Origin of the sequence: Streptomyces sp. NPDC102270 (genome assembly GCF_044766405.1) — a bacterium.
Taxonomy (GTDB): domain Bacteria; phylum Actinomycetota; class Actinomycetes; order Streptomycetales; family Streptomycetaceae; genus Streptomyces.
Genome location: NZ_JBIWLX010000005.1, coordinates 94,304 through 114,625, shown reverse-complemented (window position 1 = coordinate 114,625; position 20,322 = coordinate 94,304). Strand labels below are relative to the sequence as shown.

Annotated in this window: 15 protein-coding genes; 8 read left to right on the top strand and 7 right to left on the bottom strand. The window is 72.4% G+C overall.

The window, feature by feature from the left end; genetic code table 11:
- Positions 1–688: 688 nt before the first annotated feature.
- Entirely contained in the window at positions 689–3,604 is a 2,916-nt protein-coding gene (locus ACIRP7_RS10780) for a transglycosylase SLT domain-containing protein (RefSeq protein WP_403656251.1), read from the bottom strand.
- A 273-nt stretch (positions 3,605–3,877) separates the two neighbouring features.
- Between ACIRP7_RS10780 and ACIRP7_RS10775 the strand changes: the two genes are divergently transcribed.
- Positions 3,878–4,369 (top strand): signal peptide protein, encoded by a 492-nt coding sequence (locus ACIRP7_RS10775; RefSeq protein WP_403656248.1) that lies wholly within the window; start codon positions 3,878–3,880, stop codon positions 4,367–4,369.
- A gap of 61 nt (positions 4,370–4,430) precedes the next feature.
- Here ACIRP7_RS10775 and ACIRP7_RS10770 read toward each other — a convergent pair whose 3' ends face one another.
- Positions 4,431–5,993: an alpha/beta hydrolase gene (locus ACIRP7_RS10770; RefSeq protein ID WP_403656244.1), complete on the bottom strand. Its 1,563-nt coding sequence runs from the start codon at positions 5,991–5,993 to the stop codon at positions 4,431–4,433.
- 276 nt (positions 5,994–6,269) lie between these two features.
- On the opposite strand from ACIRP7_RS10770, the gene ACIRP7_RS10765 reads away from it, so the two are divergent.
- The 4 genes from ACIRP7_RS10765 (at position 6,270) to ACIRP7_RS10750 (ending at position 11,324) form a co-directional block, all read left to right on the top strand.
- Positions 6,270–8,474, top strand: a complete 2,205-nt coding sequence (locus ACIRP7_RS10765; RefSeq protein WP_403656241.1) for an MMPL family transporter — start codon at positions 6,270–6,272, stop codon at positions 8,472–8,474.
- Positions 8,475–8,565: 91 nt separating this feature from the next.
- Positions 8,566–9,789: a sensor histidine kinase gene (locus ACIRP7_RS10760; RefSeq protein WP_403657108.1), complete on the top strand. Its 1,224-nt coding sequence runs from the start codon at positions 8,566–8,568 to the stop codon at positions 9,787–9,789.
- A 90-nt stretch (positions 9,790–9,879) separates the two neighbouring features.
- Entirely contained in the window at positions 9,880–10,674 is a 795-nt protein-coding gene (locus tag ACIRP7_RS10755) for an inositol monophosphatase family protein (RefSeq protein ID WP_403656238.1), read from the top strand.
- 119 nt (positions 10,675–10,793) lie between these two features.
- Positions 10,794–11,324 (top strand): TerD family protein, encoded by a 531-nt coding sequence (locus ACIRP7_RS10750; protein WP_403656235.1) that lies wholly within the window; start codon positions 10,794–10,796, stop codon positions 11,322–11,324.
- A 55-nt stretch (positions 11,325–11,379) separates the two neighbouring features.
- Here ACIRP7_RS10750 and ACIRP7_RS10745 read toward each other — a convergent pair whose 3' ends face one another.
- Positions 11,380–11,796 (bottom strand): DUF6959 family protein, encoded by a 417-nt coding sequence (locus tag ACIRP7_RS10745; protein WP_403656232.1) that lies wholly within the window; start codon positions 11,794–11,796, stop codon positions 11,380–11,382.
- Here ACIRP7_RS10745 and ACIRP7_RS10740 point away from each other — a divergent pair.
- The 3 genes from ACIRP7_RS10740 to ACIRP7_RS10730 all read left to right on the top strand — a co-directional run bounded on the left by ACIRP7_RS10740 (position 11,778) and on the right by ACIRP7_RS10730 (position 14,050).
- The gene (locus ACIRP7_RS10740) at positions 11,778–11,999 is read left to right on the top strand and encodes a hypothetical protein (protein ID WP_007383474.1); all 222 of its coding nucleotides are present in this window, start codon (positions 11,778–11,780) and stop codon (positions 11,997–11,999) included. The two genes, ACIRP7_RS10745 and ACIRP7_RS10740, sit on opposite strands and share 19 nt — an antisense overlap.
- A gap of 547 nt (positions 12,000–12,546) precedes the next feature.
- Complete coding sequence (locus ACIRP7_RS10735) at positions 12,547–13,779, top strand: acyltransferase family protein (protein ID WP_403656229.1); 1,233 nt, start codon at positions 12,547–12,549, stop codon at positions 13,777–13,779.
- Positions 13,780–13,825: 46 nt separating this feature from the next.
- A complete protein-coding gene (locus ACIRP7_RS10730) occupies positions 13,826–14,050 on the top strand; it encodes a hypothetical protein (protein WP_403656226.1) in 225 nt (74 codons plus the stop codon).
- Here the strand turns inward: ACIRP7_RS10730 and ACIRP7_RS10725 are convergent, their stop codons facing one another.
- From ACIRP7_RS10725 to ACIRP7_RS10710, 4 genes are all read right to left on the bottom strand, one after another.
- Positions 14,051–15,142, bottom strand: coding sequence for a DUF3533 domain-containing protein (locus ACIRP7_RS10725; RefSeq protein ID WP_403656224.1), 1,092 nt, complete (start codon positions 15,140–15,142; stop codon positions 14,051–14,053).
- A gap of 742 nt (positions 15,143–15,884) precedes the next feature.
- Positions 15,885–18,326 carry a SpoIIE family protein phosphatase gene (locus ACIRP7_RS10720; RefSeq protein ID WP_403656221.1) on the bottom strand — a complete coding sequence of 814 codons (2,442 nt, stop codon included), beginning with the start codon at positions 18,324–18,326 and terminating at the stop codon, positions 15,885–15,887.
- A gap of 140 nt (positions 18,327–18,466) precedes the next feature.
- The gene (locus ACIRP7_RS10715; RefSeq protein ID WP_053852860.1) at positions 18,467–18,769 is read right to left on the bottom strand and encodes an SCO5918 family protein; all 303 of its coding nucleotides are present in this window, start codon (positions 18,767–18,769) and stop codon (positions 18,467–18,469) included.
- 119 nt (positions 18,770–18,888) lie between these two features.
- Positions 18,889–20,319, bottom strand: coding sequence for a DEAD/DEAH box helicase (locus tag ACIRP7_RS10710; RefSeq protein WP_403656217.1), 1,431 nt, complete (start codon positions 20,317–20,319; stop codon positions 18,889–18,891).
- Positions 20,320–20,322: the final 3 nt, after the last annotated feature.

Here is a 20,322-nt window from a genome sequence, read left to right as displayed (position 1 = left end):
CGGGCGGCGTGGGGGCGGCCGGGGCGGTGCGGTCCGGACGACTGCTGCCGTTGGGCGCGGGCCTGTCGTGGCTCATCGTGCCCACGAGCCCGGCTGCAAGAACCCGGCCGCCCGATCCCCGTGTCGGCGGAGGCCGACCCGGCGGATCAGTTCCCTTGCGCGACCACCGGCGATCGGCGGGTGGCGGCATCGTGGTGATCGTTGCTGCCTAGTGCGGGTCCGTCGCGTACGACGCGGCGGAGGCGCAGGCGTCGACGTGTTCGGCGGCGTGGACGCGAGCCGGGGGCAAGAACCGGTCCTGATCAGGGCGTTCGTGGACGCCGCCTGCACCGGGGCGGGCAGCAGCGTCGGGCGAGTCCCCCTGGGAGTCCGCCGGAGATCGGCGGGGCAACGCACGTCGAGGCGAGCCGGGTGTCAAGAACCGGTCCAGATCACCGCGTTCGTGGACGCCGCCCGCGCCGGGGCGGGCAGCCTGGGAGTCCGCCGACGATCGGCGGGGCAACGCCGTCGAGGCGAGCCGGGGTGTCAGGACCCCGGTCCCGATCACCGTGTTCGTGGACGCTGCCCGCGCAGGGCGGGCGACCGGTGATCGGCCGGGGCCGCGGCGTCGTCGTGACCGTGTGGCGGAGCCGCAGCAGCGATACGGTCCCGCGTCCGCCGAGACGAGCGGCGGACGCGGGACCGTGGCCTACTTCGACGCGGACGGTGACGGAGACGCCGACGGCGTCGTCGCGTCCGCCGGTGCCCCCTTCAGCGGTACGAACGCCAGCGCGTCCCACGCGATCGACGCGTCGCCGGTGCCGTCCGTCGTGGCCGAGCTCAGGGAGACGCTCGGGGTGCCGTTGAACTCGTAGGAGCCCAGGGAGACCCAGATGTTCTTGCCGCCCGTGCCCTGGGAGATCGTCTTCTGCACGACCGTGCCGTCACCGAGGTCGATGCGGTACGTCGCCGACGGCGTGTTGGCCTCGTGGTCGGGCAGGTGCACCATGACCTCCGCCCAGCCGCCGAGCTTCCGGTCCGGAGTCCACGTGCCGGTGACCACCGAATCGGTGAAGCTCGGCACCCGGGTGTGGGTGAGCCAGAAGTGCCCGCCGAAGCCCGCGCCCAGCTGATGGAAGTCGATCTTCGAGGGGAAGACGGTCGCGCCGTTCTGCTGAGCCGACCCGAAGGTGAACCGCAGCGTGCCCCGGCTGGTCCAGTTCCGCCGGCCCGCGCAGGGGCCGACCGCACCCACCCGGAACTTCACCGTGTTCGGCACGTCGTCCACGATCAGGGCGCCGGCCGGGAGCGTGGACGTGCAGGCGGCCGGATGAGGAGCCGCGACCTTCGGCTCGGGGTCGCCCGCCTGGTACTTGAGGACCTCGGTACCGCAGGTGGCCGTGCAGTCGGTCCAGCTCACCGGCTGGTTCCACCAGCACTTGAAGTCGTCCCGCTGGCAGGGCCCCTCGGGCTGGCTGGAGCCCTCGACCTTGCGCGGCTTGGTGATGTCGCAGTCGTTGACCGTGGGCTTGCAGAACGTGTCGTGCGCGGGCTCGGCCGCAGGCGCGCCCGCGGGCCAGTCGCCGACGGTGAACGCCCTGACCGTCGCCCCGGTCGCCGGGTCTGTCTTCTGCTGCGAGTAGGCCGCCCAGCCCAGCACCCGCTCCGGGTACGTCCACAGGTTGGGGTTGCGGGCGTCGTCGTAACCGGAGGACAGGAACATCGTGCGGTCGGCCGGGTAGAGGCCGTTGGCCGGGTTGTTGAACCAGCCCAGGCCCCAGGGTGCGGTGGCGTCCGTCGAACTGGGCAGATTGAAGCCGCTGTTGTAGGCCCACAGCGCGAGCCACCAGTTCTCCAGGTACTTCGGGTCGCCGCCGTTGACGAGCAGCCCCTTGTCGTAGAGCTGGTTCCACTTGTCCTGGAGGATCTGGAGCCCCGCGGCGATGTTGGCCGCGTAGTCCACGGTGATCGCCTGCTGCTGCTCGGCGGTGTACGTGGTGTCCGCCTTCGCCATCCCGCTGGTCACCTGGGCGATGCCGTAACCGCAGTCGGCGGCCGCCCAGTTGACGGTGTGGACGCTGCCGGCGTTGCCGTAGTAGCCGCCCTGGATGAAGTTGCCGCTCTCGCCCGCGGCCGCCCGGGAGCTGGCCTGGAGCAGGTTGGACTCCTGGGAGAGCACCCCGAGCATGATCTGCGCGGGGACCCGGCCGCCGCCCTTGAGCGGGGTGGACGGGAACAGGCCCTGCGGGGTGTACGAGGGCAGCTCGCTGCCGTTCCAGCCGCTGCGGCGGCGCACGTCGAGCTTGCCCCGCACGGCGAGGTCCGTCGCCCACTCGGCCTGCGCGGTCGAGGGCTGGAGCGACTGGAGCTTCGGGTCGTTGCGGGTGACGGCGCAGGCGCGGTCGGGGTCGGTGGTGGAGGTGGACGGGTCGTCGTCGCCCGGGGTGACGCTGTCGGTGTGCACGCCGTCGGACAGGGCCGGGGACTGCTCGGCGCCCTGGGACTTCTGGGAGATCTTCGGCTTCACCGTGAAGTCGACGGTGCTGTCGCTGCCGGGCAGCACCGCGCCGATCCCCACGGACGGGGCGATGTCCGCCGCCGCCTTCCTGCCGCCGGCCGCCTCGGTGCCGTTGCCGACGGAGGTCAGCGCGAGGCCGCCGGTGGTGGAGACCTCGGCGGAGGCGGGCACGTCCAGCGTCCGCCAGCTCTTCGGCAGGGTCTTCACGGCGTCCCCGGCGTCCGCGCCGGTCACGAAGACCCGGCCGCCGTTGCCGTGCACCGCGAGGGCACCGAGCGCGCCGGAGCCGAGGAGCCGGTCGGAGCCCGCCGAGGTGACCCGGCGGACCTGCACCTTCTTCCCCGCGGGCACCTGGTAGGCGAGCCCGCTGTGCGCGTCCGGCACCAGCCGGAACGGCGTGCTCGCGGTCCTGGCCAGCGTGCTGGTCGCGCCCTTGGCGTCCACCGAGACCACCGAGTCGCCCAGGGCGGCGGCGATCTCGTTCCCGAAGGGCACGGCGGAGGTGAGCTGACCGGCGACGGTCTGCTGCCGGACCAGCTCCCCCTTCTCGGCGTCGACGGTGAGCAGTTGCGTGCCGGCGCCCTGCGGCCGGGTCAGGACGGCCTGTTCGCCGGCGCCGCAGCCCGGGTTGAAGTAGGCGAGGGAGACCAGCTCGGGCAGCTTGGTCACCCTGCCGGTCGCCAGGTCGACCACGGCCGCGAACGCGCCCTGCTGGAAGCCCTGTTGGTCGTTGACGGCCTGCCGGGGCGCGTAGACCACGACGGCACGGTCACCGGACCCGGTCACACAGGTCTGGCCGATCCACTGGTCGGTGTCGACGCCGGGCTCGGACAGGGTGGCCGCGGTGTGCCACTGGTAGGCGTCGGCCGCGTCGGCGACCAGGACGTGCAGTCCGGTGCCGTCCCCGTCGTAGGTGACGATGCGGTCGCCGGACTTCTGCCATCCGGAGGGCAGTTGGGAGGTGTCGGTGACACGGTCAGCCGCCGGCGCGGTCGTGGGGTCGGCGGAGTCGGTCAGGGCCGCCGAGGCCAGCGGGGCGATGAGGGCCAGCGAGAGCACGGACATCGCGCCGGCCGCCGCTATACGGCCACGGCGGCTTTTCGGCACCCGCCAACGGTGTCTTCCGCTCGAGTTTTCACGGAAAGTACGCAAGGAATTCCGTCCGGTCATTGCAAAGGTCAAGGTGGGGTACCGGCTTCGACGCTCCCCCGGGCCGGTGACGCGGAAGTTATCAGTCCGCTATGACCGCAATGGGAGTCGTGGGTGATCTACCGGGCGGTATCCACGAAATATCCACGGGAATCCACCAACGAATTTCCTTTTGCCGGAGTCTCCTTTGATGACATCCCCCACGCACCACAAGGAACAGTGAACGTGTTGATGAACAGCAGACGTCTCAAAGTGGCTCTCGTGGCCGCGGCCGTGACCCTCGCGGGTCTTGCGGCGGCCGGGCCGGCGGCGGCCACCACCGTTCCCCGGGCGACGGCCGTACAGGCCCAGCAGCCCGCCGTACCCGTCGACTTCGTGGACCTGCCCAGCAGTGCCCTCGTGGCCGACGGCGAGCAGCACCAGATCACCGTCACCTATCGCAACGACACTTCGGCGGACCGGACCGTCGCCCCGCAGCTCCTGGTGGAGTCGCCGGACGCGGGCCCGTTCCTCGACCCGTCGGACGTCGTGGTCGAGCAGCGCACCGCGCACGGCTGCTGGCGTCCCGTGGAGATCGCGAGCCAGACCGGCACGCTCTTCACCGACCTGACGAGCGCTCAGCGCACCCTCCACGCCGGCCAGACCCTCACCCAGGTCTACCGGATCACGGTCGTCGACCCGAACGCCCAGGGCACCGTGCAGCCGCGGATCGCGCTGTACTAGACCGGCTTGTCGTCACGCGAGAGGGCCCGGACCTCCCCGTGAGGCCCGGGCCCTCACACCGCTAACGCAGTGAACCGATGCGGTCGACCCGGTCGCTCACGCCGTTGCGGAGTTCCGTGAGCGTAGTGCCGGGCGGCGCCACCGTGGGCTCGGACGACGGCGGCGGGGTCTCGTCCGCGCAACTCGCGCCGCGGGCCGGGACCTTCAGGTCCACCAGGTAGTCCGTGATGGCGTCCGACGCGCACGCGCTGCGGCCGAAGGCGGTGTGCCCCTCGGCCCGGAACGTGAGCAGGCGGCCGTTGTCGAGCTCACGGGAGAGGGCCACCGCGTCCTGGTACGGGGTGTCCGGGTCACCGGTGTTGCCGATGACGAGGATCGGCGCGGAGCCCTTCGCGTGGAAGTTGCCGGCGTAGCGGCTGGTGTGCTCGCCCTGCCACTGGACGCACGCGGTGGCGTGCTGGTGGTCGTAGGTCGGCGGGCCGAAGGCCATGGCCGGGCCCAGCAGCGGAGCCAGCCTGGCGTTGGTCGTGACCTCGCGCCTGAGCCGGTCCCGGTCGGCCGGGTACTTCTTGTCGACGCACTCGACCACGACGTTCGGGTTGAGGAAGTCGAAGCTGGCCGGGGAGGGCGGCCGCAGCAGGAACGAGGTGTTGTCGCGCAGCTGCGCCTTGCGCAGGGCCTCACCGAAGGACGGCCAGATGACCTTGCCCTCGTTGATGTTGAACATCAGCCGGTAGACCAGGGTGTAGCCGTTCGCCCGGCCTCCGTTGGCCGTCGGCACCGGGTTGGCGTCCAGGTCCGCCTTCAGCTTCTCGAACGCCCCGCGCGGGTCACCGTCACCGAAGCCGCAGGTCGCCTGGTCGGCCTTGCACCAGTCCAGGAAACGGCTCATGGCCCCGTCCAGGGCGAGGTACTGCGGCCGGTCGTAGGCGTAGGGCCGGCTGGTGTAGTGCTCCGGGTCGTACGCCCCGTCGAGCGCGAGCGCGCGGACCCGCTTCGGGAACATCGCGGCGTAGACCGTACCGATGTAGGAGCCGAACGACCGCCCGTAGTACGTCAGTTGCTTCTCGCCCAGGGCCTGGCGCAGCAGGTCGATGTCCCGGGCCACGTACTGGGTGCCGACGTACGGCAGCAGGTCGCCGGCGTTGCTCTGGCAGGCCTGGTCGAAGTCGGCGGCCTGCCGGAGCGCGGGCTCGTAGGCGTCGGGGCCGGGGACGCCCTTGGCGGCGGTGACGGCGCTGGTGTAGGTCGGGTCGTCCCAGCACACGACCTGCGAGCTCCGGCCGACGCCGCGCACGTCGTAGCCGAACACGTCGAAGTCGTCGCGCAGTTCGGCCGGCAGGTCGGCGTAGTTGTTGCGCACGAAGTCCACCCCGGAGTTGCCGGGGCCGCCGGGCTGCAGGAACAGCGTGCCCTTGCGGTGGGAGGGGTCGGCCGCCTTCTTGCGTATGACGGCCAGGGTGAGGGTCCTGCCCTGCGGCTCCCGGTAGTCCAGGGGCACTTGGGCGTCGGCGCACTCGAAGCCGCCCTGACAGTCCGACCAGGTCAGGGCCGGCACGGTCGGTGTGTGCTGCGGGGCTGCCGAGACCGGGGAGCCGGTCCAGGCCACAGTGAGCGCGCTCACCGCTGCTCCCGCGAGTCTTATTCGTCTGAACTTCACTGTCTCTGTTCCCCCTTGGGGCTGGTCAAGCCTCAATGAACTGGTGTCTCACAGAGGGAACACAGAAAAAGATGCGCCCCGGTTCCCGCCTCCCGGCGGTAGTCCCGGGGGCTGACTCGGGGGCGGTCGCGTACTGCGTTCTCAGTAGCGGGGATTGTCGGCAGGCGCACGACGACGCGGGGGGTCTCGTCCGGTCAGCCTGGGTGGACCGTTCGGCATCAGATGTGGAGACCCCCCGCCGTGGCTACTTTCCTTTACCGCGTGGGCCGCCTGGCCTTCCGGCGACGCTGGTACGTCGCCCTGGTCTGGGCGGCCGTCCTGGCCGCCGTCGGGCTGGGAGCCCTGAAGGCGCCCGGCGCGGCCGACGAGGGGTTCTCGATGCCGGGCATCGAGTCCCAGAAGGCGTTCGACCTCATGGAGCAGCGCTTCCCGGGGGCCACGGCCGACGGCGCGACCGCACGCGTCGTCTTCGTCGCGCCCAACGGTGAGAAGGTCACCGCGGCCGGCCACAAGAAGGCCGTCGAGGACGCCGTCGCCGACCTGGCCGACGGCTCACAGGTCGCGTCCGCCGTGGACCCGTTCCAGGCGAAGGCGGTGAGCAAGGACGGTACGACGGCGTACGCGACCGTCACCTACAAGGTCGCCGCGAACGACCTCACCGACGCCAGCAAGAAGCAGCTGGCGCACGCCCTCGACGCGGCCCGGGACACCGGGCTGGCAGTCGACGCCGGCGGGACCGCGATGCAGGACGGCGGCGGTGCGGGCGGTGCGGCCGAGATGATCGGTGTCGCCATCGCCGCGGTCGTCCTCCTCGTCACCTTCGGTTCGCTGGCCGCCGCCGGACTCCCGCTGCTGACCGCGCTCATCGGCGTCGGCGTCAGCATGGCCTCGATCCTCGCCCTGTCCGACGCCCTCGGCCTGTCCACCACGACCGGCACCCTGGCGATGATGCTGGGCCTCGCGGTCGGCATCGACTACGCCCTGTTCGTCGTCTCCCGCTACCGGGAGGAGCGCGCCAAGGGCCGGGCACCCCAGGAGGCGACGTCCCTCGCGGTCGGTACGGCCGGCTCAGCGGTCGTCTTCGCGGGCCTGACCGTCGTCATCGCCCTCGCCGGGCTCTCGGTCGTCGGCATCCCGATGCTCACCAAGATGGGCCTGGCCGCGGCGGGCGCGGTCGTCGTCGCCGTCCTCATCGCGCTGACCCTGGTCCCGGCGTTCCTCGGCTTCTGGCCGAACGCGGTCCTCAAGCGCAAGGCCCGCAAGGAAGGCCGTATCGAAGCGGGGACCAAGGACAACGGCGGCACCCGCTGGGCACGGTTCGTACTGCGCCGTCCGCTGCCCGTGCTGCTGCTCGGCGTGGTCGGCCTCGGCGCCCTCGCCCTGCCGATGACCGGCCTCCAGCTGGGCATGCCCGGCGACGAGGCCAAGCCCACCTCCACCACCGAACGCCGGGCCTACGACGCGCTCGCCGGAGGCTTCGGACCGGGCTTCAACGGTCCGCTGACCGTCGTGGTGGACGCGAAGGGGGACGACGACGCCAAGGGGGCGGCGTCGGCGATCGCGCAGGAGATCGGCGCGACGGAGGGTGTCGTGTCCGTCTCCCCGGCGCGCTTCAACGAGGCCGGTGACACCGCCGTCTTCTCGGTCGTGCCGTCCACCGCGCCGACCGACGAGAAGACCAAGGACCTGGTCACCACGATCCGCGGCGAGCGCCCCGGCGTCGAGTCCGGGACCGGCGCCACCTTCGAGGTCACCGGCAGCACCGCGCTGAACATCGACATCTCGGAGAAGGTGCAGTCCGCGCTGGTGCCGTATCTGATCGTCGTCGTGGGCCTCGCGATCGTGCTGCTGCTGGTCGTCTTCCGCTCCCTGCTCGTCCCGCTGAAGGCGGCCCTCGGCTTCCTGCTCTCCGTCCTGGCCTCCCTCGGCGCGGTCGTCGTGGTCTTCCAGGAGGGGCACGGCGCCGCACTGCTGGGCGTGGAGACCACCGGCCCGATCATGAGCCTGATGCCGATCTTCCTGGTCGGCATCGTCTTCGGCCTCGCCATGGACTACGAGGTCTTCCTGGTCTCCCGGATGCGCGAGGCGTACGTCCACGGCGAGACCGCCCACCAGGCCGTCACCTCCGGATTCCGGCACAGCGCCCGGGTGGTCGTGGCCGCGGCCCTGATCATGATCGCGGTCTTCGCCGGGTTCATCGGCGAGAGCGACTCCATGATCAAGATGATCGGCTTCGGCCTGGCCACCGCCGTCCTCCTCGACGCCTTCGTGGTCCGCATGGCCATCGTGCCCGCCGTGCTCGCCCTGCTCGGCGACAAGGCCTGGTGGCTGCCGAAGTGGCTGGACCGGGCCCTGCCCCGGGTGGACGTCGAGGGCGAGGCGCTCACCAGGGCGGCCGACACCCCCGAGGCCGCGCCCGCCGACCAGGAGGCCGCGCGCGTCTGACCCGCCCCCCACCAGAGGCCGCCCGTGTCCTACGGCACGGGCGGCCCCCTTCGATCACCATGGGCCCAGGCCCACCCATCGGAGCAGCATGATGATCACCAGCCCGGAGCGGCGCTACATGGACCGCCTGGAGGAGTTCTCGGAACGCCATCCCTTCCTCGTCGACCTCGCACTGGTCTTCGTACTGATGGGTTCCGCGACGCTCGGGGCCTCGCTCACGCTGCCCGGTGCCGCGCCGCCGGACGACGACAGGCTGGCCGTGGTCTTCATGAGCGTGTCCTGCCTCGCCCTGCTCAAGCACCGCACTCACCCGCGCCTCACGGTCGTGGTCAACGCGCTCTGCGCCACGGTCGTGATCACGCAGGGGTACCTCCTCACCCCCCTGCTGCTGGCGCCCGTCATGGCCTCGCTGTACTGGCTGGCCACCCTCACCAAGCGGACGACCATCCGCGCCTACGGCCTGCCGACCATGGTGATGCTGACGCTTGCGGCGGCCTTCTCCGACTCGATGGACCGTGTGTCACTGCTGCTCAAGACCATCGGCCCGGTCTTCTGGCTCCTCCTTCCCCTCGCCGCCGGCACCATGACCCGGCTGCGGCGGGCCTATCTCGCGGCCACCCAGGCCCGCGCCGAGCACGCCGAACGCACCCGCGAGGAGGAGGCGCGGCTGCGGGTCACCGAGGAACGCATGCGGATCGCCCGGGAGTTGCACGACGTCGTGGCCCACCACCTGGCCCTCGCCAACGCCCAGGCCGGCACCGCCGAACACCTCGCGCTCGCCAACCCCGAGCAGACCAGGCGGATCCTGCACGACCTCACCGGTACGACCTCCTCGGCACTGCGTGAACTGAAGGCCACGCTGGGCCTGTTGCGGCAGACCGACGACGAGGGCGCCCCGCTGGAGCCGGCCCCCGGCCTCGCCCGGCTGCCCGAACTGGTCTCCTCGTGCGCCTCCGCGGGGATCGCCGTCACCGTCACCACGGAGGGGGAGCCGCAGCCCCTGTCCCCGGGCGTGGACCTGACCGCGTTCCGGATCGTGCAGGAGGCGCTCACCAACGTCACCAAGCACGCCGCCACCCAGACCGCCCACGTCCGCTTCGTCTACGACGGCCCCCGTCTCCTCATCACGGTCACCGACGAGGGCCCGCCCGCCGCGGCCGCCGAGCCGGCGAAGGGCTTCGGCGTCATGGGCATGCGCGAACGCGCCCACTCCGTCGGCGGCGAACTCCGCGCCGGACCGCGCCCGGAGGGCGGCTTCGAGGTGAGGACGGCACTGCCGTTGCAGCCGTCGGTGAGCGGGGAGGAGACGGCGTGAGGGTGTGGATCTCGGCCGCAGGACAGGGTCCACCCGGGGTTCATCGACAGGTTCCCGGCCGTTTGCTCCCGTGCCCATAAGGTGGCCGACATGGCTGACGTGGATCTCGACCGGGCACTGGAGGTCGCGACGGAACTCGCGGCCTGGGCGGCGGAGGCGATCCGGCGCCCGCGCGACCCGGCTGCCGAGGTGCGGGAGAAGGACGGACCCGCGGACATCGTGACCGCGACCGACGAGGCGGTGGAGACCCACACCCGCGAGGTGCTCGGGCGGGCCTTCCCCGAGCACGGGATCGTCGGCGAGGAGTACGGCACGACGGAGGGCTCGGCCGGCGCCCCGCACTGGGTGATCGACCCGGTCGACGGCACCACCAACTACGCCCACTCCCTGGGCTGGTGCTCCTTCTCGCTGGGCCTGGCCGCCGCCGACGGCACCCCGCTGCTCGGCGTGGTCGCGGACCCCTGGCGGGGCGAGACGTTCACGGCCGTCCAGGGCCGCGGGGCCTACCTGAACGGCACCCGGGTGCACGCGGCCGCCCATACCACCCTCACCGGCCATGTCTTCCTCACCGAGTGGGCCGCGCACGCCCACTGGCCCGGCATGGACGCCCTCCTCGCCGAACTCGCCGACCGGCACTGCACGGTGCGTGTGATGGGATCGACGGCACTGTCCCTCGCGCAGGTGGCGGCGGGCCGGGCGACCGCGGCGGCGATCGGCTCCTTCCACGCCGTCGACGGACTCCCGGCGCTGCTGATCGCGCGCGAGGCGGGAGCGGTGGCACTGCCCGAGCTGCCGTCCCACAACCAGCCTTTGCTGCTCGTGGCGCCCGGCGCCGCCGAGGAGACCGCCGACATCTGGCGCAGCTCGGGGGCTCAGGCCGGCTGACGGCTTCCTGAGCGAGATCTGACCAGGAGATAACGGTCAGCGAGGCGTCAAGAGGCTGATCGGAGCACATACTTCACCAAGCGGGAGAGTCCCGGGGGAACTCCGACGGGAGCGGCTTGATGCATGGCGATGGTGCGGGTCTTGACAGGGTCCAGGTGCGGCTCAAGTGGGACCCGAGCGCCTACGGGGAACCGGCCCGGCACCTCGACATCGTCGCCGCGACCTACGCGGCGGGCGACCCGTACGGGCGGCCGGAGTACCTCGTGCACACCGAGAGCCGCTCGCCGGACGGCACCATCACCATGACCCGGCACAGCGAGACCGGCCTCGGCCTCGGCTACGTCGAGGTGATGGAGCTGGAGTTCGAGCGCCTGTCGTCCGCCTACGGCCGGGTGGTGGTCGGCGTCGCCATCCACCAGAACGCCGGCCCCCGCACCTTCGGCGACCTCTCCCACGCCGGAGTGCTCGTCGTCGAGGGCTACCGGCAACTCCTGTCCGACGACTTCACGGGCCTCGCGGACGCCACGGCCGCGACGATCGCGGAGTTCACCCGGGACACCTCCGGGGCATGGCACCTCGGAGAGCTGATCCGGGGCTTCGACAGCGACCCGGCGGGCTTCATGGCGGAGATGGGCAGCGTACGGGGGTGAGGGACCCGGCGACACTGAGCCGGCGGGGATGCGCGGCGGGCGCCGGCAGGTCGCCTCAGTACGGCCGCCGGATCCCGTGGTCCGCGAGCGCCGCCTCGCAGGCGGCCAGGAGATCGTCGAGGCCGCTCAGAAGGAGGCCGGCCGAGTCACGGGCCTCTGCCAGATCACCCCGTTCGCACGCCTCGGCGATCTCGGCCACCTCGGTGCGCAGGATGTGCAGGGAGTCGCCCTGCACCAGGATCCCGGGGAAGCGGCGGCCGGGCAGGCGGACCACGGCGTTGTTGCCGCCGGACGCAGGGCGCGGCCGAACCCCGAAGACCCTGGTGGCACCCCCTTCCGGGCCGTCCCCGGCGGTCTCCGGGGCCGGCTCCGCGGGCCGTGGCCCGTTGCGTGTTCGTATCGGTCCTGGACAGACGGCGCGGGCCGGGCGGCCGTAGGCGCATACTGAGGAAGATGACAAAGCCTGCTGCACAGAAGCGTCACTTGCCCACCAGCCCCTTCAAGGCACCGGTCGCACCCGCTCCCAAGCACTTCGCGGTGGGCGACCAGGTCACACACGACATGTACGGTCTCGGCCGGGTGATCGGCGTCGAGGACGGAATCGCGGTGCTCGTCGATTTCGGCTCGTCGCAGATGCGGATCCTGAGTCCGTACTCGAAGATGACCAAGCTGTAGGAGAAAGGACCCTCTCTCATCGATCTGACCTCGCTGTTCTCCGCCCCCGAAGGGCGTCCCCAGCGCACCCCCGCGGCCCTGCCGCCCCCCACCACGAACCCCTTCCAGGCCCCGGACTTCGGGGACGACGAGGACGAGACGTTCCCGCGGCCGGAAGCGGCCTAGCTCCCGTCACGTCACCTGACAAGAGACCCCCGCCTCACCGAGGGTGCGGTGAGGTCAGACAGTGCTGCCCGGTGAACTCCTTTCCGTAGTCGCCGTCCGGAGCGCGGATCACCCAGTGGACGCGCTTCTGGGTCGTGCCGTCACCCTGGCCCGCGCCGTGCGCGCCGGCCAGGGGACCCGGATTCCGGCAGCCGGCCTCGTCAGCCGTACCTGCGCCACGCCCGCCCTTTGTGCCGCGTGTGCCCAAGCTCACCCTGTGCGTGTCCTGTGATGCTGCCGTGATTCCGCACAGCCCGTGCCCAGTGAGGCATGCGAGCGTGATTTCCGGTTAGGCGCACCGGGATTACTCGTTTCAGCGGGCAGGTGGGAAGAGATCTCTTTCATGGCGAAGGCACCGGACTCGACGGCTGTGGCGGACACGGAGCAGGAAGGAGCGGACACGGCGGTCGGCGTCCGCAGACCCCCGGCCCCGGTCGCACCCCGTGCGAGCCGGGGTTTTCCGTCCGCGGTGTCCCGCACCGGCCGGGTGAGCGGTCTGGACGGACTGCGCACCCTCGCGGTCGCGCTGGTCATCGTCCACCACGTGGAGCCCGACGTGCTGCCGGGCGGCGCGGTCGCCGTGGACGTCTTCTTCACCATCAGCGGCTTCGTCATCACCCGTCTGCTGATCGCCGAGTACGTCCGCCGCGGCGGCATCTCCCTCATGTCCTTCTACCGCCGCCGCTGGCTGCGGCTGGTCCCCGCCCTGCTGGCCCTGTGCGCGGTCTGCGTGCTGCTCGCGTCGACGACGTCCCTGTGGGGCTTCGACGGTTCGCTCCAGGCCGCGGGCCTGTCGGCCGCCTTCCTCACCAACGTCGTACGGGCCATGGAGCCCGGCCCCTACTCCGACCTCACGAGCCCGCTCGCACACACCTGGTCCCTGGGCGTGGAGGAGCAGTTCTATCTGCTGTGGCCGCTGGCCCTGCTCTTCCTCCTACGACGGGTCCGGGCCCGCACGGTCCTTCTCTGCACGGCCGCCCTGTGCGTGCTCCCCCTCCTGTGGCGCTGCGTCCTGTGGAACCCGGAGGCGGCCCACCGCATCTACAACGGCACCGACACCCGCGCCGACCAACTGCTGGCCGGCGCCCTCGTCGCCGTGGCCCTGGCCCGCCTGCGCTCCGACGACCCGCGCCTGGCCGTCCTGCGCACCTGGTCCGGCCGCCTCGCGTGGCCGGCCCTCGCCCTGCTGGGCCTCATCGCCTGGCAGGTACCGGTCACCGAGGACCTCGGCGCCTGGACGGCCGCGTGGTACACCATCGGCTTCCTCGCCGTGGCGGCCCTCTCCGCCACCCTGGTCACCGCACTGGAACTGCGCCCGGCAGACCGGCTTTCCCGCCTGCTGGCCCTGACCCCCCTGGCCTGGGTGGGCCGCAACCTGAGCTACGGGATCTATCTGTGGCACTACCCGGTGGTGCGGCTCCTGGCCTCCCTCGGCGTGCAGGAGGGACGACTGGCGTGGACGGTGGTGCTGACGCTGCTGATGGCGTCGCTGTCGTACTACGCCGTCGAGAGGCCGTTCCTGCGCAGGGCGCACCCGGCGAGGACGCCGGCACCGGCGCTGGCAGCGGCGACGTAGGGGCATCGGGGATCCGCCGCGGCCCGCCGTTTCCTACACTCGCGGGATGAGCAACCACACGTGCGCGCACTGCGGCACCGTCGGTCTGACCGAAGGTTTCATCGAGGACGCCGGCGAACACTCCCGTGGCTACGCGCGGTGGATCGAGGGCGCACTGGAGCGCGGAATCTTCGGCGGCGCCAAGCGGCTGGGTCGCCCCCGACGCCGGATAGCGGCTTTCCGCTGCCCCAAGTGCGGACACCTCGACCTGTTCGCCACGGACGAGGTGTAGTCAGACGGTCGCCGAGGGCTCCGTCGCCGCGTCGGCGCCCCGGGTTTCCCGCCACCATGACGCTCCCCAGGCCAACACCGCTCCGCCCACCGCGTACGCCCCCAGCACCCACAGCGCCGAGCTCGTCGCATGCCCCGAGAAGTAGACCGTGTTGCGGACCAGCGTCGTCCCCGCGCCCGGCGGCAGGGCCTGGCCGATCGCGCTCCAGAAGGCGGGGAGCAGGGGGGCCGGGTAGACACCGCCCGAGCTCGGGTTGCCGAGGACCACGAAGAGGAGCACGACCAGTCCCGTGCCGAGCAGGCCCAGCAGGGTCTGCAGGGCCAGTGCCGTGGCCGCCGAGGCCAGGACCGTCAGCGCTCCGATCGCGCTCAGCGCCCAGAAGTGGCCGCCCAGGGCGTCGAACACCGGGCCCACGATCACCGCTCCGGCCACGCCCGACACCACCGCGTACGGGATCAGGACCGCGAGGCGGATCAGGGTGCGGGGGCGGTTCGCGGGGCGGGAGCCGGACGCCATGCCCATGATGGTCGCCGTGAGGTAGCCGCCGATCACCCAGCCCAGGACCAGGTAGAAGGACGTCATGCCGCGGCCGTCGCCGGGGTTCGGGGAGCGGATGTCCGTCACCGCGATCTGGCGCTTCTCGGACGCCTCGATCTTCTGGGCGATCTGGGTGGCAGTCTGGGAGACCGACGGGCCGCCCGCCGAGGCGACGAGCAGGGTGTCCTTGGTGCCGTTCGGATTGAAGAGGAAGGCCGCGTCCGTGCGGCGCGTCATGACCCACTCGCGGGCAACGGCCGTACTGGAGGCCGCCGTCGCCTTCACCGGTTCGCCGTCCAGTGCGTTGAGCTGGGCGACGATCTTCGCCGACGCCTGCTGGGGGGCCACCACGGCCACCGGGATGCGCTGCGGGGTGGGGGAGTGGAAGGCGCCGACGTACGAGACCACGAAGGCCAGTTGGACCAGCAGGCCACCAAGGACCAGGCCGAACGCCCGGAGCGTCACGGCATCCTTGAACTCCGCCGCGAATCCAGGGGACTTGGGGGCCGGCTCCGTGGGGTCTGGGCCGGCGGAAGGGCTGGAGGGTGCGTTCACGGGCGCATCGTCGCACAGGCGGATGAATTCGCTGCTCCGTTTACCGTCACCCGTCAACCGGCCAACCCGACAGACCTAACCGCCCGGAGACAGGTCCGCCGGAGACAGATGCGCGGAGACGGACCCGCCCGGGGACGGACCTGCCCGGGGGACAGGCCGCCGGGGGCCGGGCCGCCGAGGGCCGGACCTGCCCGGGGACGGGCCCGCCGGGGGACAGGCCCGCTGGGAGACAGATCCGCCGGGGGACAGGCCCGCCCAGAGGCAGGCCCGCCAGGAGACGGGCCACCTGGAGACAGATCCGCCGGGAGACAGGCCCACCCGGGGACAGGTCCGCCGGGAGACAGACCCGCCCAGAGACGGATTCGCCCAGAGATAGGCCCGCCGGGAGATGGACCCGCCGAGAGGCAGGCCCGCCCGGAGGCAGGTCCGCCGGGGGGCAGGCCAGCCGGGAGATGGGCCCGCCGGGAGATGGGCCCGCCGGGAGTCAGACCCGCCCAGAGACGGATTCGCCCAGAGATAGGCCCGCCGGGAGATGGACCCGCCGGGAGGCAGGCCCGCCCGGAGGCAGATCCGCCGGGAGGCAGGCCAGCCGGGAGATGGGCCCGCCGGGAGATGGACCCGCCGGGAGGCAGGCCCGCCCGGGGACAGGTCCGCCGGGAGATGGGCCCGCCGGGAGGCAGATCCACCGGGAGGCAGGGCCGCCGGGAGGAAGGCCCGCCGGGGGACGGACCCGACCGGAGACCTACTCGCCCGGTAACCCCAGCTCCGCCCAGATCGTTTTCCCCGTGGCTGTTTGCCGGCTCCCCCACCGCTCCGCCATCTGCGCGACCAGCAGCAGTCCCCGCCCGCCCTCGTCGAACACCCTCGCCCGCCGCAGGTGCGGAGCCGTACTGCTGCCGTCGGAGACCTCGCAGATCAGCGCGGAGTCACGGATCAGGCGCAGGACGACGGGGTCGTCGCCGTAGCGGACGGCGTTCGTGACCAGCTCGCTGACGATCAGTTCCGTCGCGAAGGACGCTTCCCCCAGCCCCCACGCCGTGACCTGCTCGCTCGCCGCCTTCCGGGCCCTGGCCACCGCCGCCGGGTCGCGCTCGAGGTGCCAGGTGCGCACCCGCGCCGCGTCCAGGGCCGAGGTGCGGGCCAGCATCAGGACGATGTCGTCGGCCGGGCGGGCGGGAAGGACCGTGCGCAGGACGTCGTCGCAGGTCTCCTCCAGCGGACCCGCCCTGTCGGCGAGGGCCCCGCGCAGCAGGTTCAGACCGACCTCGATGTCCCGGTCGGCCGCCTCGACCAGCCCGTCGGTGTAGAGGGCGAGCAGGCTGCCCTCCTCCAGTTCCACCTCGACCGACTCGAACGGCAGGCCGCCCAGGCCCAGGGGCGGGCCGGTCGGCAGGTTCAGGAAGCGGACCTCGCCGCCCGGGGTGACCACGGCCGGCGGCGGGTGGCCGGCGCGGGCCATCGTGCAGCGGCGCGAGACCGGGTCGTAGACGGCGTAGAGGCAGGTGGCCCCCACCTCGCCCGCGGTCACGGTCTCCGAGGGCCGGCCGCCGCGCGTCTCCGGCCCCTCCTCCCGGTCGAGCCTGACGACCAGGTCGTCCAGCTGGGTGAGGAGTTCGTCGGGCGCGAGGTCCACGTCCGCGAGGGTGCGTACGGCCGTGCGCAGGCGGCCCATCGTCGCTGAGGCGTGGATGCCGTGGCCCACCACGTCGCCCACGACCAGCGCGACCCGGGCGCCGGACAGCGGGATGACGTCGAACCAGTCCCCGCCCACGTCCGCGCCCGCGCCCGCCGGGAGATAGCGGTACGCCACCTCCATGGCCGCGAGGTCCGGCGGGCGCTCGGGCAGCAGGCTGCGCTGGAGGGTGAGCGCGGTACGGCGTTCGTGGGTGTAGCGGCGGGCGTTGTCCACGCTCACCGCGGCCCTCGCGACGATCTCCTCCGCGAGCAGCAGATCGTCCTCGCTGAAGGGCTCCGTCGTACGGTGCCGCAGGAAGTGCACCAGGCCGAGGGTGACCCCCCGGGCGCGCAGCGGCACCATCATCACCGAGTGGATCATGTACTTGGCCACGGTCTCGGCACGGGCGGGGGAGGACTCGACCCACTCCCGCATCCCGGGGTCCAAGGGCCCCGGCCGGGTGCCGCGACCGGCGATCAGGGCCCGCATCGGGGGCGTGTCCACCGGGTAGAACGTCCGCTCGCCGGTGGGGACCACGGACTCCGGGCAGCCGTCGAGGACCGACCGCTGTGCCGTACGGCGCACCGTGACCGGCCGGTCCGGGGGCACCGGTTCCGGTTCCTCGCCGAGCGCCACCGACTCCAGCAGGTCCACGGTGACGAAGTCCGCGAAGCCGGTCACCGCCACCTCGGCCAGTTCCTCGGCGGTCCGGGTCACGTCCAGGGTGCTGCCGATGCGGAGGCTGGCGTCGTTGAGGACGGCGAGGCGGCGGCGGGCCCAGTACTGCTCGGTGGTGTCGAAGACGGCCGCGGACACGCCCCGCACCGCCCCGCTCTCGTCCTTGAGCGGGGAGAGGAACATCGACCAGGCATGGCCCCGGACCTCGCCGGGTGCCTGTCCGAAGTTCTCGTGGAAGAGCGGCTCGCCGGTGCGCAGCACCTGCCGCTGGAGGCGGTCGTACTCGTCGAAGGGCGGGGTCGGCTCGATCTCCCACAGGGTCAGACCGCGCATCTCGGCCAGGGTGCGGCCCATCACCCGGGTCATGACCTCGTTGGCCGCCACCAGCCGGGCCTCGGTGTCGTAGACCGCCACCGGCACGGGCAGCTGCGCGAGCGTGAGGTCCCACAGGGCCTCCGCGTCCGGTTCGACGGGCCCGGCCATGTGCTCCTGGTCGGCGGCGGTCACCAGCCACGGCCGCGCGCCGTCGCCGTCCGCGAGCGGTGTCCCCTTCAGCCGTACGACGACCCGGCCGCCGCCCCGGTGCCGCAGCGCGACCTCGGTGGCCCAGCGCCCGCCCCCGGCCACATGGCGGCGCGCGGACTCGGGCAGGTCGGCGGCGAGCAGTGCGGCCGCCGGTCGTCCCACGACCTCTTCGGCCTCGTATCCGAGCAGCTGACGCGCCCCGGCGCTCCACACCGTGATGATCCCGTCGGCGTCGACGACGACCGCCAGGTCCTCGGGTACGCGTCCCTCCACGGTGCCTCCGGGTGTGCCGCCCCTGCTGTCCATGCTCCCAGCGTCCCGCCGCACAGGCCCCCGCTCAAGCGGCGGCGCTGCCGTGAGGAGCCGCAGTCTTGCACGGGGCAGCGGGGAGAGGGAACGGAACGGGATGATCTCGGCGGACCGCCGTGCCGTGCGCCCGGGATGCGTCAGCCCAGCGGGGTGTCGGCCCAGGGGAGGGACGCGGCCGGGTCGTTGAAGGCTTCCTGGCGGGGCGGCTGGACCTCGTGGCAGGTGAAGCCGAGCCGGGTCAGGGCCCTGCCCACCTCGCTGGCGGTGAAGTCGCGGCGGTCCTGCCGGGTGATCACCTGGCCGACCTGCTTGACCGGGTAGACGTGGGGGCCGACGGTCACACACAGGCCGGTGGCGGGTTCGGGCTGGACGCCGTCCATCGACCTCTCGACCTCGCTCATGGTCAGGTCGAAGGGAAAACGTGCGATGACGATGCGCATGGTGCCTCCACGGGGGCGGGGACGTGACGGTGAGAACGGCCAGGGTGCGGCCCTGTTCGTCTCCTTCTCGACGGGGACGCCGGCGGCGCGGCCACCGGGCCCGTCAGTGGGTCGTACGGCTATCGGCTGGTGGGGGTGGAGCGGCGGCGGCCCCGCGCGGGGCGGCCGCTGCGGCTGCGTCCCGCGGACCCGGAGCGCTTCGGGGTCTCGGCGGGCGCCGGAGCGGGGAGGACGACGGGCACGCCGGAGGGGGTGCGGGCGCCGGTGATGCGGTTCAGCTCGGCCTCGCCCGGGCGGACCCGGGTGGTCCGCGCGGTGACGCCGGCGTCGGACATCAGACGGTCCACCGCGCGCCGCTGGTGCGGCAGGACCAGGGTGACCACGGTGCCGGACTCGCCGGCGCGTGCGGTACGGCCGCCGCGGTGCAGGTAGTCCTTGTGATCGGCGGGCGGGTCGAAGTTGACGACGAGGTCGACGTCGTCGACGTGGATTCCGCGGGCTGCGACGTTGGTGGCCACCAGCACGCTCACCTGGCCGTCCTTGAACTGGCCGAGGGTGCGGGTGCGCTGCGGCTGGGACTTGCCGCCGTGCAGCGCCGAGGCCCGCACGCCCACCGACAGCAGGTGCTTGGCCAGGCGCTCCGCCGCGTGCTTGGTGTCCAGGAACATGATCACGCGGCCCTCGCGGGCGGCGATCTCGGTGGCGGTGGCGTGCTTGTCGTCGTCCCGGACGTGCAGGAGGTGGTGGTCCATGGTGGTGACGGTGCCCGCGGACGGGTCGACCGAGTGCACCACCGGGTCGTGCAGGTAGTTGCGCACCAGCCGGTCGATGTTGCGGTCGAGCGTGGCCGAGAACAGCATCCGCTGGCCGTCGGGGCGTACCTGGTCGAGCAGGGCGGTGACCTGGGGCATGAAGCCCATGTCGGTCATCTGGTCGGCCTCGTCCAGGACGGTCATGGTGACCTGGTTCAGGCTGCAGTCGCCGCGCTCGATGAGGTCCTTGAGCCGGCCGGGCGTCGCCACGAGGACCTCGGCGCCGGCTCGCAGCGCGGACGCCTGCCGGCCGATCGACATGCCGCCGACGACGGTGGCCGCGCGCAGGCGCAGCGCCCGCGCGTAGGGGGTGAGCGCGTCGGTGACCTGCTGGGCCAGTTCGCGGGTCGGTACGAGGACCAGGGCGAGCGGGTGCCGGGGCTCGGCGCGCTGTCCGTCCAGGCGGGCCAGCAGCGGCAGACCGAAGGCGAGCGTCTTGCCGGAGCCGGTGCGGCCACGGCCGAGGACGTCACGGCCGGCCAGCGAGTTCGGCAGGGTCGCGGCCTGGATGGGGAAGGGGGTGGTCACACCCTCGGCGAGGAGCGCGGCCTGCAGACGCTCGGGCAGGTCCAGCTCACTGAACGCCTCCACCGCCGGCAGGGCCTCGGTGACGGTGGTGGGGAGGGTGAACTCGCCGCCGGGTGCGGCGGCCGGGCGGGAACGCTGGTGGCTCGCGCCCCGGGAGTGCAGGCGGGACGTGCTGTTCCCGTTGTTCCCGGTACGACGGGTGCGGTTCATGGG